Raw genomic sequence first — 14,011 nt, forward strand, 5'->3', positions numbered from 1 at the left:
AAATTAGTACTGATTATAGGTTACCCAGTATTTCAAGATTAACCAGGTGCCTGTTTTTTATGTTAAGTTCCAGATGCCTGCCTCCATTTTTCTCAAAGACCTGCATTGTGAATTTCTTCTTTTCCGGTATCGTAAATTTAGCTATGGCAAAAACTACTGTAGTTTCAGATTTATCGGAAATCCTGCTAAATTCTCCGGTGCATAAAAGCGGTGTCATTTCTATTTCCTGAGCTGCAGTTCTTTTGGATTTTTTCTGGTCTCGGATAAAAAAACGAAGTTGGTCCACATCGTAATTAATTCTGGAATCATTCCCTAAAACCAATCTGAAATACATCACGTCCTGATGAATAAAAATGCCGTCAACCTTAAACTCAATTTCTGCATTTTTTGAACCCAGTCCGCTTACCTTATTTTTCTTGGATAGAGCAAACAGGGCATATTCTTTTATTTCTTTCTGGTTTTCGTTCTCAAGGGAAAACAGCAGCGATTTATCGTCACCAATTCGTAACCGTGCATCCACATTTAATGTAGGACACAGATCATCAAAATTTAAAATGAAACTGTAAAGATTACCGTCGGAAGTTACAACAGTCAGGTTAGTCTGTGGAAAATTCTGCTTGCCAGCTTTAAGAAGCAGGATATTTTCAACTCCCTTTGCTTTCTGTACCAGAACATCACGGCTTCCGATATCAAGGCTTTTTACTGCATACGGAAATAAAATACTGGTGGTTTTTGTATAGCTAAGCTGTATATTATTAAATTCGGCTTTAGCATCATACTGTGCAGAAACTGAAAAACCAGCCAGAAAAATAAATGTGATAATTAGTGTCTCTAAATTTTTCATTTTCTTTTAGTTTAAAGTTATTGTTCATTCTTTTCTTTTTCATCGTAGAGAAGCACTTTGTAACCTGCCTTGACTGCTACTTTTATCAGCTTAACTTTCCTGCTTAAAAGTGATTTGGCTGCCTCCACTCCCATTCCTGCCGCCTGAGCTCCCCAAGAATCACTGACTCCTGCCAGTCCAATACTCTGCATGGACCTGTCAGCGGATGCTTTTGCTACATCCCTGTTTATGGTTCCAGGAATGTAAATGCCTTTAATGCCGTCTATATCAAAGACGGATAGTTCAACCGGGAAAATGGAATTCTGGTATTTTATGGTATTGATCTTTATTTCAAGCCTTTCTCCCTTAAGTGACGCTGTCCCAAAAACGAAACTGTTTTTTGGAATTAGTACGCCATTGATAAAAACGTCACTTGCAAGTCTGATTTTTACAATAGAACCGTTGACAATCGTCTGCGTTTCATGAACAGCTGCCTCAACTGCGTTCTGATTTTGTTCATCGTTGATTTCACCATCAAGCGAATAAAATGAATTTGCTGACTGCTCATAATTTACTTTGTTGGTCTGAAGAGAGCTCAGGTTTTGCTCTTCAGCTTTTCTGTTCACTGAAAAAACTTTTCCTTTTTGAAGCTTTGAGTTCTGACGCAGTTTCTCCTGTACACGTTCTGGGTGCTGGATATCCAGAATATTTTCCAGCATGCCGCCAAGCTGGGCAAGTTCAGGATCAGGCTCAGAAGGCGCACTCATGACTGCCATGAGCTGTTCAAGATTTTTTAACTCGGCTGATTCACCGTCAGGCATTTTCTGGTACTGAAATTCCCTCATATCCTGACCGCTCTGATATTCTTTTGGAGGCTCCGCAATAGCTTTCTGGAGCGCTTCAAGTTTCTGGTACATCTTCTTTTCATTCTCTGGTTTTAGATAGTCTGTTTTCAGTCCGTTTTGTTTATCATTCCATGCAACCTCATCCGTATCAAAAAAACGTTTTGATTCAAGATTATCATTATCTTCCGCACCAACCGAATAATTAGGATCTTTCTTTTTTTGTTCCTGCAGTTTTATAGAATCAATTGATGCCTGGTCATAATAGCTCATTTTATCCAAACTGGAATCTTCCTTTAGTTTTGGATTTGGAAGCAGCATATTAAATCCTTTTTTTTCAGTTCCTGAAATTGGATTTTCTGTTCCTTTGCCTCCTCCAAGCACCCAGAACAGCATGGTTATAAATGGAAGAACAAGCAGTGGAAGAACCAGCATCATACTGCGATTCTTTATCTCTCTGGTTGAAAGTGTTTTATGTTCCATAATCTTATTTTTTTATAGTTAGATGAATTAGTTTCCTTGAGATTCGGACTGCTGGTAAAATCTTCAGCGTTGGAATTTTGATTTTTAGACCAATCGATTAAGTCTGCTGCATTTATCACACTATCAATATATCTGCTGATATTGGATCTCTCAGCATATTTGTTAAATGGCAGATCCAGAGAATGCATATGGCCTACCTCATCACCATAAGCATGCTTAAGCACTTTTACTGCATCAATGTTCATTGATTTTTGACTTTCTGACAGAAAACCGCTCAATGCGTTATAAACACATAAAATCGTTCCAAGGGCCGCAAAAATGATTACTGAAAACTTAAGCTGTGAATTTGAAAGGTCTCTAGTCAGCCTATTCATTTTTTTTACCCACCAGAATCTGATTATCATATATGACCTTGAAGACTTTACATTCTGTCTTTGTTTTCGCATCAGACTTCTCATGGCTTTCTGTTTACTGTTCCAAGATCTTTGTTCTCAAGAGTATTGAAGCGTTCAATCAGAAAACCATGCGGATTATTATCGCTCCTTGAAACATTTCGAAGCGTTCCTTCCGTAATCAGATTTCTGTTCAATATGCTTGTTGTCCTTATGATGTTCTGCCGGGCAAAGCACTTAAAGCGGTAGGGATATTCATTAATATCAAAGCTTACGCTGTCTACAATAACAGTCTGGCTGATATTTCCTGATATAATTCCCGAATAATATCCGTTTTCTTTTAAATCATCGTATATGCGCTTGACAGAATTATCAGCCAGATACAGGGCCTTGGTAACATTGGCTTTAATTACTTTATCATCTGGGTCAAGGCTGAAGAAAAACTGATGGAATGTCCTGACATGATCCCTTGCTTCAACAGGTACATTATCCTTACGGTCTGATGCAAATGCCTCAAGCGCTTTTCCATTTGCCAGGATGTAAACCTTGTCTTCCATTAAAGCAATAGAGCTGAAACTTTTATACAATGCATAACAGGTTATGGCAGCGCAAGCAAGAACGACCAGCATAGTAAATCCCCTGACATGGCGGAAAGCCGTATCTAAATTTTTCATCTTCGTAAACATAATCTAGTGTATTTAACTTTTAGAATTTCCTTTGAGCCTGTCACTCATATAATTTCCCTTTTCTTCAAAATAAGGCGAAGCAGCTGCTGAAGATGACATGCTCTGGCTCATTCTGCCTGCTGCATTTCCCATTGAATCCATTACCATTCCTGCTCCTGTGGCAGCTCCTCCAATCACTGAGGAAGTCGATCCGCCAAACAGGCTTGTCACTTTCTGTCCCAATGCGCTTCCTCCTGATGCATGCACGATATAATTGGCCACAGAAGGCACAGTAAAGTACCCCACAATTCCTATAATCATGAAAATTAAGTAGCCGATATCGGTCCTGCTGAAAAAAGTATCTCCCGCAGTATTAATCTGTGAGATATCAAGCCTCAGCATCTGTTCCTGAATCTTCCCGATAATGCTTCCGAAAATGTTGGCAACGGGAAGCCAGAGATAAATGTTTATATACCTGGCAAGCCAGACCGTCAGGGTATGCTGGAATCCGTCAAAGACTGCGATTCCAAATACCAGTGGCCCTAAGATGGACAGCACTACAAGCTGAAATGTTCTGAGAGTATCAATACACAATGAAGAAGCTTCGAAGAGAATTCTCAGAATTTCGCTAACCCATTCCTTTACAGAATTCCTGAAACTATATGACGCTTTCTCCATTGCAAATTTTATATCATTTCCGATTCCTTCCATAAGTCCTTCATCTGAAGAATCTGCACCGTCATGAGTGTATTTATACCATCTGTCGCGGTCGCCTGTGCCCAGCACTCCGACATACATTTTCCAGGGTGCGCTTTCTTTGACTGCTTTTTCTTTTTCTCTCAGCAGCACTTCGATTGCTTTGTTTGACCCCTCAACCATAGAAGCTGTGGCAGTAACTGTTGGTTTCATGACCCCGTTTATGAGCGCCAGAACAGAAGGAAAAATCATAATGCAGAAACCGATCACAAAGGGCCTGAAGAGCGGATAAAAATCAATCGGTTCCGCATTGGCAATATGACGCCAGACTCTTGAAGCGATATAGAAAATTGCAGCAAATCCCGCCAGCCCCTGCCCGACTCCAATCAGATTGCTGCAAAGCGGCATCATCTCATCGTAAAGCTGTTCCAGAACTGCATGAAGACTGCCGATATTATCTCCGAGTCCCTGTGCAGAAACTGTTTCAGGGAACATAAAGAGCATTAATACTAATACAGCTGATTTGAAAATATTTATCATAAGGCCAGAGTTAATTTTTAAACCGATAACTGTTCCGCATCGCATTCGCATCATTAGCTTCCTTAGAACGCTGCAGCGCAAGCACTGATGTTGATCCGTTAAAATCATTTAGAAACAGCACCTTCTGCTGCATATCTTCATATATCTTATCTATAGCTGCAAGCCTTTCGTCATCACTCATTCGGAGTTTATCAGCTGTTACGATGGAAGTCAGTTCGTCTAAATTTCTGAGGCTTTCCCTGCTTAAATTAGAATACACTTTTTCAAAATACTGGATTTCCTGACGGCTGAACTTTTCATTTTTAATGATAAGGTCTATCCCTTTTCTGCTTTCCCTCATGAGCGTTAACTGATAGTCGATAATGTCCCCGACTCTTTTGTAATTCTTTACCACTGGGCTGACCTGCATCAGGGCATCCAGGAAAGTCTTATGCAGTGAAAAATTCCCCTCTGACATATCTTTGACGGCCTTATACCCTCCGCTGAGAATATCATATCCTTTTTTCATGTCGCTTAATATCTTTTTAAACTGCGACAGCTTTTCGATATTTAAAATAAGCTGCTGGATTTCAGCTGACTGTGCCTTTCCAGTAAAAGGCATAAAAAACAGAAATAGCATTGCAAAAAATATAAGTATCTTTTTCATGATTTGTTAATTTATAAGCCAAGCAGAACTTCGGCTTGTTTGACATCATTTTTTTCTCTTGCTTTTGATAATGCCAGAAGTTTAATCTCACCGCTGAATTTTTTACAGAAAGAATAATCTTCCCGCGCAGCTTCATAAAGCTTATCAATGCGTTCAATACGTTCATCATCTTTCATTTCAAGTGAAGTACTGGTTGTGATAAGAAGCAGTAAATCAAGATTGTCATCACAGCTGTCCGCCAGACGCCTGAAAGTCCTTTCAATGTATTCAAGTTCATTTCCGTGAAACAGATCATCCTGAGGGAGGCTTGCTAAAGTATTTTTATATATCTTAAAAATTTCAATCTGAAGAGTGATTATTTCAGCCACCCTGCCATATTTTTTTACTTTGGGATTAACCGATACCAGTGATGTGAAATAATCGCTGTGCAGGTTCACTTCTCCCTTCTTTACATCTGATATAAAGTTAAGTCCGCTTTTAACTGCCTTATAACCTTTTGCCGCATAATCCACATAAGTTCTCAGGGCTGCTATCTGAAGCAGCAGCATCCTTTTCTGTTTTGCCTGCTGAGCCTGAAGCTGGCATGCAGATAAAAATACAGACACAAGAAGCATTATTATATTTTTCATTAGTTTTAGAGTTGATTACGGAATTCCGTAAAATTGTTTCACTTTATTTACATCAGCATCTGTTTTTGCTCTCTGGAGGCTGAGCAGTACATTCTGTTGGTTAAAAAGTCTCAGATCATTGTAATTTGAATCTATCTGATCTGCTGCTGTATTTATAATTTCGAGTCTTTTCAGATCGCTCATCTGCGTGGTGAAAGATTCTATGATTAAAAATATCTGGTCGATATTTTTCATGCTTTCTCCAAGAATTCCGTCATACACTTTTTCCATGTATTCAAGTTCAGAGATTTTGAAATGGTCGTCTCTTTTAAAAAGATTCCAGGCCTTTTCATATTCGGCAATCAGGCGGGTCTGTTTTTCTGAAATTTCTTTAATTCTCTGATAGTAGGTTATAATAGATTTCACCTTCTGCAGTTCGTCGTAATAATCCTTATAGAGATCACGCTGTTTTTTTGTCCAGTCCGAAATCTCATCGAGTTTCAGTTTTGAAAGCGTGTTTTCAATCTGCTTCTGTGCATTCTGAAGCCAGATGGTCTTATTCTGAAGCCTTTGGATCCCCAGATCAATTGCCTTTATTACTTTCTTGGTAACTGCTTTTACAATCTCCAATATCGGCAGGGCTGCTGTCTTTTCTGCTGGTCTTGCAGGCATGCTTACTAAAAAGAAACACATTAAAAATGTGACAGCTTTAATTTTAGTTTTCATTTTTCTAATTCTTTAAGTTCTGCTTCTTAATTCCTGAGCCATAGCGGCAATTCCTTTTTTGATGTCTCCTCCAAATTTCTGGGCGTACAAATTCATTTTTACTTTCTCGCTTTCCTCTGTAGTGTAGGCAAGATATTCCTCCAGAGACACTTCTGTCTTATAAACCTTGGACAGCATTCCTCCAAGAGATATAAAAACTTCCTTGTATTTCTTGGAAGGATCATTTGCTTTGTTCACCGAAAGCACCAAAGCTTTTTCCTTGTCAGTCAGCCCAAGCAGTTCCTGAATCTGGTCAAACTTATTCTGGTACTTGCTCTGGTCCAGCAGAATTTTGCAGTCGCTGTTGTTGATGATTGCCTGCTTCACTACAGGCGATGAAATGATATCCTCCACCTCTTGAGTTACGACAATTGCCTCCCCGAAGAACTTACGCACAGTTTTAAAAAGATACTTGATATATTCTGACATTCCTTCCTTCGCAATGGCTTTCCATGCTTCTTCAATTAGAATCATTTTTCGTATGCCTTTCAGTTTTCTCATCTTGCTGATGAATACCTCCATGATTATTATGGTTACTACAGGAAAAAGAATCGGATGGTCTTTGATGTTGTCCAGTTCAAATACAATAAAGCGCTCTTTTAGCAGATCCAGATTTTCAGTAGCATTGAGCAGATAGTCAAACTCTCCTCCGCTGTAATAAGGACGAAGCACATAAAGGAAGTTATTCACATCAAAATCCTTATCTTTTACATTATCACCCTGAAGAATTGTTACAAACTCCTGTCTTAGAAACTCATAAAATGTATTGAAACAAGGAAAGATGGATTCATCCTTATGCAGTTTTTCGAAATACAGCTGCAGGGCATTGGAAAGAGCCACATATTCGCTTCTGTTAAACGTTTCATCATCTTTCTTCCACAAAGCCAGCAAAAGCGTTTTGATGCTTTCCTTTTTCTCGGTATCAAGACTGTCTCCTTCCCCGATATAAAATGGATTGAAACGGATAGGATTCTTTTCGTCATAGGTAAAATAATAGCCGTTTACCATATCGCATAAGCCTTTATAGCTGTGCCCGACATCCACCAGAACAATATGAGTGCCCTGTTCGTAATAGCTTCTGACCATATGATTGGTAAAAAAGGATTTCCCGCTTCCAGAAGGCCCCAAGACAAACTTGTTTCTGTTGGTGCAGATTCCCATTTTCACCGGCTCATCACTGATATCGACGTGAACAGGCTTTCCCGTCAGCCGGTCTCCCAGTCGTATTCCGCAAGGGCTTAGAGAGGATCGGTAACCCGTTTCCATATTCAGAAAACAGACAGCCTGCTCGGTAAAAGTGTCAAAGGCATCATTCATCGGAAAATCTGCTGCATTTCCCGGAATCCCCGCCCAGTAAATCTGCGGAGCTCCAACTGTCTCTTGTTTGGCGGCTGCATCCATCTGCGCCAGCGCAGATGACACTTTGTTTTTTATGTCTTTGAGTTCTTCTTTTTCAGATGTCCATGCAAGAACATTAAAATGCGCTTTCACAGGCAGGCGCTGCTGCGCGATAGCTTCGTTCAAAAAATCGTTGGTTGCGTCCCTTGCAATCATATTTTCTCTGCTGTAAGCAGACAATGACTGAAGCCTTAATCTTTTGCTCTCCAGTTTCTGGATTGTTTTCTGCGAATCTTCAATGAAAATATACTGGTTGTATATGTGATTGCAGGACAGCAGCTGGCCCAGTGTTGAGGCAAATCCAACGCTGAACTTTGTCTTATCGGTTGAATAACGGTCAAAATTAATTCTTGAACCGCACAGAGCAGGTAGATCGGCCGCATCTCCAAGCGTAAAAAGCTGGGTGTGCTTGTCCCCTATCTGCATCCCGTCTGAGAACTTGAGATCGTTGTAGATATACGAATTTTCATTATCAGATAGAAAACAATACTTTTCAATAAGGCCTGTTTTTCTGCTCTGGCTTTTCAACTCATCATTTCGAAGTCTTCTCAGCCCTATGAACCCGCTGTCTTCCATGATTCTTTTAAACTGTCCCGTGCTGTCAATGAAGTCTTGGAGAAACTGCAAATTGAGAGTTTCGTCAGGCACAAGATTATTCCTTATAAGATTAGAAAATAACGAACTGGAACTTTTTCTTCCTGCTGGTTTCTTTGTAATCATTATATAACAGGAATGATCCAGAAATGGCCTTTCATTGAAAAATCTCTCACTGCTTCTGGTTAAAAAACTGCTGTCTTCATTATCAAAGTCCCCTTTATAGCTGCTTTCTAAAAACCAGTCCTGCTTATGAAAAACTGTGAACTTCGGCAGAATTTTTATCGCCTTTATCCATGACTGGTGAAACGCCTCATATTCCTGGTCCGACATTGTAAAAATTTCTGGCAGATCGGCCTTAAAAACCACTGTAATATCTCCCTGCTTTGATAAAATGCAGTCATGATGCACGTCCATTATCGGTAAAACATCACCTAACTCCTTTTCCATTTTTTCTAGTTTTACTCTTCACATTTTTCATATAGAGACTTCTGGCGGTATTTAAAATATGGAGCCCAAGATTTGGGTCCACACAGTTGCGAAGCACCTGCCTTTTATTTGAAATATTGGATCCCTTTAAGCAGAAACCTAACGACTCTTCAAGTTCAGGAATCTGTGCGTGACGTATTTTAATCACTGTTTTTATTTGTAATTCTGGAATCTGAAAATTGGACCAGAAAAGATGACGCTGCAGAGCAGCATCAGGTTTGATAAGCGCAGTGTAATAAGGCTTGACATTTTCAACGGCCCATAAACACTCGGCATTATGCTGCAGAAATAAAATTTCCTGATACAGCCTCATATCGGGAAATACAGCAGGAGTGCCTCGGAATCTCACGCAGATATTCTGCCGGAAAGAGGAATGTGACTGGCAGGGCGGTGATGACCAGATAAAATCAAATTCTTTGTAATGATCCAAAAGATACTGGTGTGCATCACCTACAATCACTATATCATCTGGAAAGTTCTGCGAGTACAATGCTGCCAGTGCAGGATCCAGCTCAACTGCAGTAACCGATACGTCATCCCAGTTTTTTCTGTTTCCGCCAATTCCGGCATATAAGTTTAAGGCCTTCATAATCCATCTCCATCTATTTAACGTTCTTTGACTATCACTTAATAAAAACTGCCCTGCTGCGCACCTTAACACATTTAGGAATCTGCCTTGCAGCTAAAGCTTTCATCATGCCGAATTCACCATACTGCCCGCTCATTTTATAGATCTTAATCACCATCACAGTACCTGCCGTACCAATTAAAGCCACACAGACAAGAGAGGGAATACCGACTATGAAAAGCACTGCAAAAACAATCATCAGTCCCACGACACCTCCTCCCAGATACCATATATACTGAGCTTTCAGGCCTTTAAATTCAATTGACTGATTGATTCCTTTGTTAATCTGATAAACACTGCTCATTTTAAAGCTGCTTAGACTCCAAAGAAAGATTTGATCACAGTGGCAACCACTACCAGAAACACGCAGCTGCCAAACCATGCTGCTGCCACTTTACCTGTGTCAGGATCTCCTGCATTCCACTTCTGATATACTTTCACCGCTCCTATGAGTCCCAGTATTGCTCCTACTGCATACATTAGCTCAGTACCAGCATCAAAATAGCTTCTCACCTTTTGGTTGGCCTCATTGATTCCGGCAATACCATCTTGGGCATAAGCATTTCCATTAATTACTAAAAGCAGAAGAATAGTGCTTACTAATAACTTGTTTGTTTTAAAAAAACACTTTAACTTTATTCCATCGTTCAACATCGTACATCATTTTAAAGATTAATACTAATTCAAAAAGCAGAGGAACAGCGCCGTCACATCATCTATTCTCCTTGTCACATTTTACCATACCGCACTAGAGCGGACGGGGAAAGTTCCTCTGCTGTTCTTTAATTATTTTCTTCCCATAGTTTGTCTGCCTCATTAGAAGTGAGAAGCAGTTCCGGGTGCTTTTTCGTTTCGTAAGCAAGCAGATTATTTACATTGCTGCGTAAAGAAGAGATCTTCACATAAGGATATTCAGAGAGTATTAATCTGATGTAATTATTGAATTCCTGCTTTGGACGGCCCAGTTCGGCACTTTCTGAAACTGCTCCTGTCAGTCTTGCTGACAGTTCTTTAACCTCATCAAGTGTAGCAAAAGATTCTTGAAATGCTTCATTGAGATTTGCAGGATTACCATCTTCCTGGTCAGAAGAAGGCAAGGAATCATTTTTTGTTTTTTTTCCTAATGACGGAAAACCAATTTTCTTTCTGCCCGAGAGAATCTGCTTTATCTCAGAAGAATAATAGCGGAAGCATATATACAGATACCACAGGACTAATAGAGTAACAACAGCCACTAGGTAACTGTTCCAAGAAATAGAATTTAACATAGCATTTTTCATTTATCATTCAACATCATCTCATACTATGAATAAACCAAGAAGAATAATTATGGTTTATTTTACATTCCAAAGTAACTGCGGAAATAAAACTTCTACAAGTACAACTTTTTCTGTACCTCAGCTGTACCCCTGTACCTCTAAATTATAATACCGGCTAAGCGTAGGACATTAATTTAAATCCATAAAAAAACCTCCTTAATAGGAGGCACTTTTTTAACGTTTTTAGATATTTATTTTTCCGTAATTTTCTTAAGCATCATAAGTTCGGCATCTTTCTTCTCAATAATCTGCCAGCCATTATCTGAGAATATGAAATATGCTTTTTCTTTTTTTTCGGCAGGAAGGCCTGGCCATAACACCCCAAACTCATTCATGCGGTAGTTTACGTTGTACTCGGCAACAGCCATTCTTTTATCGTTTGTTTCTGCAGTTATCTGGATGATTTTATCAAAATTTTTTGATCCGATCTTCACCTTCTGTATTTTATATTCTTTTTCTTCTAAAGTCCTTTCAAGCAGAAAGTTTTTTGATAAGGCTGTAAATTCGATCAACGGTTTTTCACGATCTTTAAATTCTCTTGTCTTAATTATCTTGACAAGACCTTTTTCATCCAGTCCCGAATCCAGCATTCTTCTTGCATGAATAGGATCACTGCAGAATACTTCAAAATCTATAACAGATGGATATTTGTATTTTTTAATAATCAAGTTTTCCGCAGTTTTAAAATCCAATTCTTTATTCTGGCAGGAGATAAAAAGAAACAAAAGCACTGGTATTATTTTTAATAATGTTTTCATAATCTCAATAATTAAATTAATATTCTTTTATATGCTTAATAATTTTCTCTAATGTTTTAATAACAAATTCTTTATCCTTTTCCTCAGGATTGTAGGACTTGCTTCTTACCGACTGATACGATAGATTCCGTTTAAATGGTGTTGACAGATAAGGAACAATCGTTTTAAAAATCAGGCTCATTGACTTGGCCTTTAATATCCTTGTTTCATCGGTTGCTCTTAAAATCAGACCCATTTGATCAGAAGAAAGGGTGCATTGGATTTTATTTTGGTCAGCAAGATGTGAGGGATTGCTATTTTTTTTAGAAGATGAAATATCTTGAGTTTCAATTTCATCTCGGTTTTGAAGGAAACTAATTTCTGATACAAACCAGTTTTCCAAAACATCCTTAATGTTCTGATGGCTTGCATCGAACGTTATTTTCACATTTGAGTGAAGCTGTTTAAAATCCTTGAAAAATAGCAGAAGCAGGTTTAATTTGGCAGATTGTTTCTCGGTTGTGTAAATCTGCTCGGTCATCCTTTCTGTTAGAATTGAAATATATTGCACCGAATTAAAATTATGGTCAATTAGAAGTTCATCAAGCGGAGTGAAAATGGAAAGATTTTCCATATCATCATTATGTTCTTCTAACAGCTTTAAAAGCTCCCGGAAATAAAGGATCCGGCGATAAGTTAGTTTCTTTCCGTTTTCTGCTTCAATTGCATTCTGCAGTATTTTTACAACTCGCTTGATTGTTACTTTATCAGGCTCAGTACTTAAATTCCTTTTACTGATTCTCTGCAGTTTTAATGCAAGTTCTTTTCTGCAAACCATAAGATAGGTAATTGGAACTCTTTCATCTAGGCTCAAATAATAAGAGAATCTATCCTCGATGAAAGAAATCAGATAATCCAGGTTTGAAATGAGAAGATCAGCAAGCTTCCGCATTTTGTCAGATTGAATGACCTTTTCCGTTCGATTTTCCATAATACTGTCCAGCAGAAAAATTAGTGTTGAATGATATTGCCTGACTGTGACGCGTATATGTCGTTTCTTCTTTAATGAAAAAACTTCATTTTTTATATGCACCTGTATTTTTATAGATTCCTTGGAAATATTCTCAGAAATAACTGCTATATCATTATCAGTCAAACTGTCAATATACATGCTTAATGGATCAAAAGTCTGCAGTATCAAAGAATCAAACCATTCTAATGGATATATATTATTCATCATAGCATAGTTTTTTTTCGATAATTACATCAACCACTAGCTGCCTTTGAATTTTTCAAAAGAATTAGATCGATAATCAGAAGGCGATAAAGAAGTGTACTTTTTAAAAAATATCCTAAAAATTGACAGACTTTCGAATCCCAGTTCTTCTGATATTTCTACCAAACTCAGCTGACCATCTTCCAGAAGAATCTTAGCCTCGCTTATAAGTGCCTCTATAATTAATATTTTGACGCTTTTGGCGGTAATTTCTTTTACCACTCTGTTTAAATAAATTGGAGTGATAAAAAGAGCTCCTGCATAAAATTGAACGTGATGCTGTTTTTTATAGTGAATTGACAATATTGTCAAAAACTCCATAACAATATTTTCCTTTCTAGTGAACTTAGGCATCGAATTCCCAACATACTTCGTATAAATAACTTTAAGTTCATAAAGGAATAAATTTAAACTTATACGGTGTAGCTCACTTTCATATCCCTCTCTATGTGCATTCACATTTACATAATATACAAGCCTATAAATAAGAGACAAAACTGAATATTCGTTTTCATTCAGTGATGCTTTCATTGTTTCTTTCCTTATAAAAAAGTAAAACGAGTCGATTAGCTCTTTTTTGAGACAGTTTTTAACCGTAAACTCTGAAGAGAATGTAACTAGATAAATCTGCAGTTTATCGTGAATTTCAAGAATATTACAATCTGAGTCTTTAGGAATTATAATTAAATCGCGTGCCGACAAATCTTGAATAACGTCTTCAAGTTTTAATTTAAATCCTCCTGATCTTATTAGCAAAAAGGCTAAATTTTCAGACTTAAATTCATCTACACTATTAGTGACTTTTTCATATTTTTTAATAAGGTGAATATCGAATCCGTCAATAGGAAGGTTTTGCAGTTTCGTGTTGATTAAATTCTTTAACATTATCCTAATTTTATCATTTTTAAGATGTATTCAAGTTTTTAATCTTTAAATTTCCTTCTAATTATGAGAAAAAAAAAGAAATAAAGATTGGAAAGAGTAATTATATATAGAACATATGCAGAAATTCTAAGGTTGTTCCATAAACTTAATACATTATGATTTTCGGCTTCCATCTCATCATAGGTAAAAAGACCTATGATGAAAAAGAGACCTATAAGATTTACT

16 protein-coding genes are annotated in these 14,011 nt (G+C 37.9%); all 16 read right to left on the reverse strand.

What is annotated here, in order from left to right:
• Positions 1–13 precede the first annotated feature (13 nt).
• Complete coding sequence (gene traN, locus NYQ10_RS20505; RefSeq protein WP_179005348.1) at positions 14–844, reverse strand: conjugative transposon protein TraN; 831 nt, start codon at positions 842–844, stop codon at positions 14–16.
• A gap of 17 nt (positions 845–861) precedes the next feature.
• Complete coding sequence (gene traM / locus NYQ10_RS20510) at positions 862–2,148, reverse strand: conjugative transposon protein TraM (protein ID WP_179005346.1); 1,287 nt, start codon at positions 2,146–2,148, stop codon at positions 862–864.
• The gene (locus NYQ10_RS20515; protein ID WP_289878074.1) at positions 2,115–2,552 is read right to left on the reverse strand and encodes a hypothetical protein; all 438 of its coding nucleotides are present in this window, start codon (positions 2,550–2,552) and stop codon (positions 2,115–2,117) included. Before NYQ10_RS20515 ends, traM begins: the two co-directional genes overlap by 34 nt.
• A gap of 50 nt (positions 2,553–2,602) precedes the next feature.
• Positions 2,603–3,214, reverse strand: coding sequence for a conjugative transposon protein TraK (gene traK / locus NYQ10_RS20520; protein ID WP_256871167.1), 612 nt, complete (start codon positions 3,212–3,214; stop codon positions 2,603–2,605).
• A gap of 24 nt (positions 3,215–3,238) precedes the next feature.
• Positions 3,239–4,405, reverse strand: coding sequence for a conjugative transposon protein TraJ (traJ, locus tag NYQ10_RS20525; protein ID WP_256871207.1), 1,167 nt, complete (start codon positions 4,403–4,405; stop codon positions 3,239–3,241).
• 46 nt (positions 4,406–4,451) lie between these two features.
• On the reverse strand, positions 4,452–5,087 hold the full coding sequence (locus tag NYQ10_RS20530) for a TerB family tellurite resistance protein (protein ID WP_179005339.1): 636 nt from the start codon (positions 5,085–5,087) through the stop codon (positions 4,452–4,454).
• Positions 5,088–5,098: 11 nt separating this feature from the next.
• Positions 5,099–5,716: a hypothetical protein gene (locus tag NYQ10_RS20535; protein WP_179005337.1), complete on the reverse strand. Its 618-nt coding sequence runs from the start codon at positions 5,714–5,716 to the stop codon at positions 5,099–5,101.
• Positions 5,717–5,731: 15 nt separating this feature from the next.
• On the reverse strand, positions 5,732–6,421 hold the full coding sequence (locus NYQ10_RS20540; RefSeq protein ID WP_179005335.1) for a conjugal transfer protein TraI: 690 nt from the start codon (positions 6,419–6,421) through the stop codon (positions 5,732–5,734).
• A 12-nt stretch (positions 6,422–6,433) separates the two neighbouring features.
• A complete protein-coding gene (locus tag NYQ10_RS20545; protein ID WP_289878075.1) occupies positions 6,434–8,902 on the reverse strand; it encodes a TraG family conjugative transposon ATPase in 2,469 nt (822 codons plus the stop codon).
• Positions 8,883–9,530 (reverse strand): DNA cytosine methyltransferase, encoded by a 648-nt coding sequence (locus NYQ10_RS20550; protein WP_179005331.1) that lies wholly within the window; start codon positions 9,528–9,530, stop codon positions 8,883–8,885. The genes NYQ10_RS20545 and NYQ10_RS20550 overlap by 20 nt, the downstream gene beginning before the upstream one ends.
• A gap of 34 nt (positions 9,531–9,564) precedes the next feature.
• Positions 9,565–9,873 carry a DUF4133 domain-containing protein gene (locus tag NYQ10_RS20555; protein ID WP_179005329.1) on the reverse strand — a complete coding sequence of 103 codons (309 nt, stop codon included), beginning with the start codon at positions 9,871–9,873 and terminating at the stop codon, positions 9,565–9,567.
• 11 nt (positions 9,874–9,884) lie between these two features.
• Positions 9,885–10,223: a DUF4134 domain-containing protein gene (locus NYQ10_RS20560; protein ID WP_179005327.1), complete on the reverse strand. Its 339-nt coding sequence runs from the start codon at positions 10,221–10,223 to the stop codon at positions 9,885–9,887.
• A gap of 128 nt (positions 10,224–10,351) precedes the next feature.
• Positions 10,352–10,837 carry a hypothetical protein gene (locus NYQ10_RS20565; protein WP_289878076.1) on the reverse strand — a complete coding sequence of 162 codons (486 nt, stop codon included), beginning with the start codon at positions 10,835–10,837 and terminating at the stop codon, positions 10,352–10,354.
• A gap of 242 nt (positions 10,838–11,079) precedes the next feature.
• Positions 11,080–11,646, reverse strand: a complete 567-nt coding sequence (locus NYQ10_RS20570) for a hypothetical protein (RefSeq protein WP_179005323.1) — start codon at positions 11,644–11,646, stop codon at positions 11,080–11,082.
• Between the two features lie 16 nt (positions 11,647–11,662).
• Positions 11,663–12,865 carry a hypothetical protein gene (locus tag NYQ10_RS20575; RefSeq protein ID WP_179005321.1) on the reverse strand — a complete coding sequence of 401 codons (1,203 nt, stop codon included), beginning with the start codon at positions 12,863–12,865 and terminating at the stop codon, positions 11,663–11,665.
• Between the two features lie 33 nt (positions 12,866–12,898).
• Entirely contained in the window at positions 12,899–13,786 is an 888-nt protein-coding gene (locus NYQ10_RS20580) for a helix-turn-helix domain-containing protein (protein ID WP_179005319.1), read from the reverse strand.
• Positions 13,787–14,011: the final 225 nt, after the last annotated feature.

The organism is Flavobacterium johnsoniae (genome assembly GCF_030388325.1).
Taxonomy (GTDB): domain Bacteria; phylum Bacteroidota; class Bacteroidia; order Flavobacteriales; family Flavobacteriaceae; genus Flavobacterium; species Flavobacterium johnsoniae_C.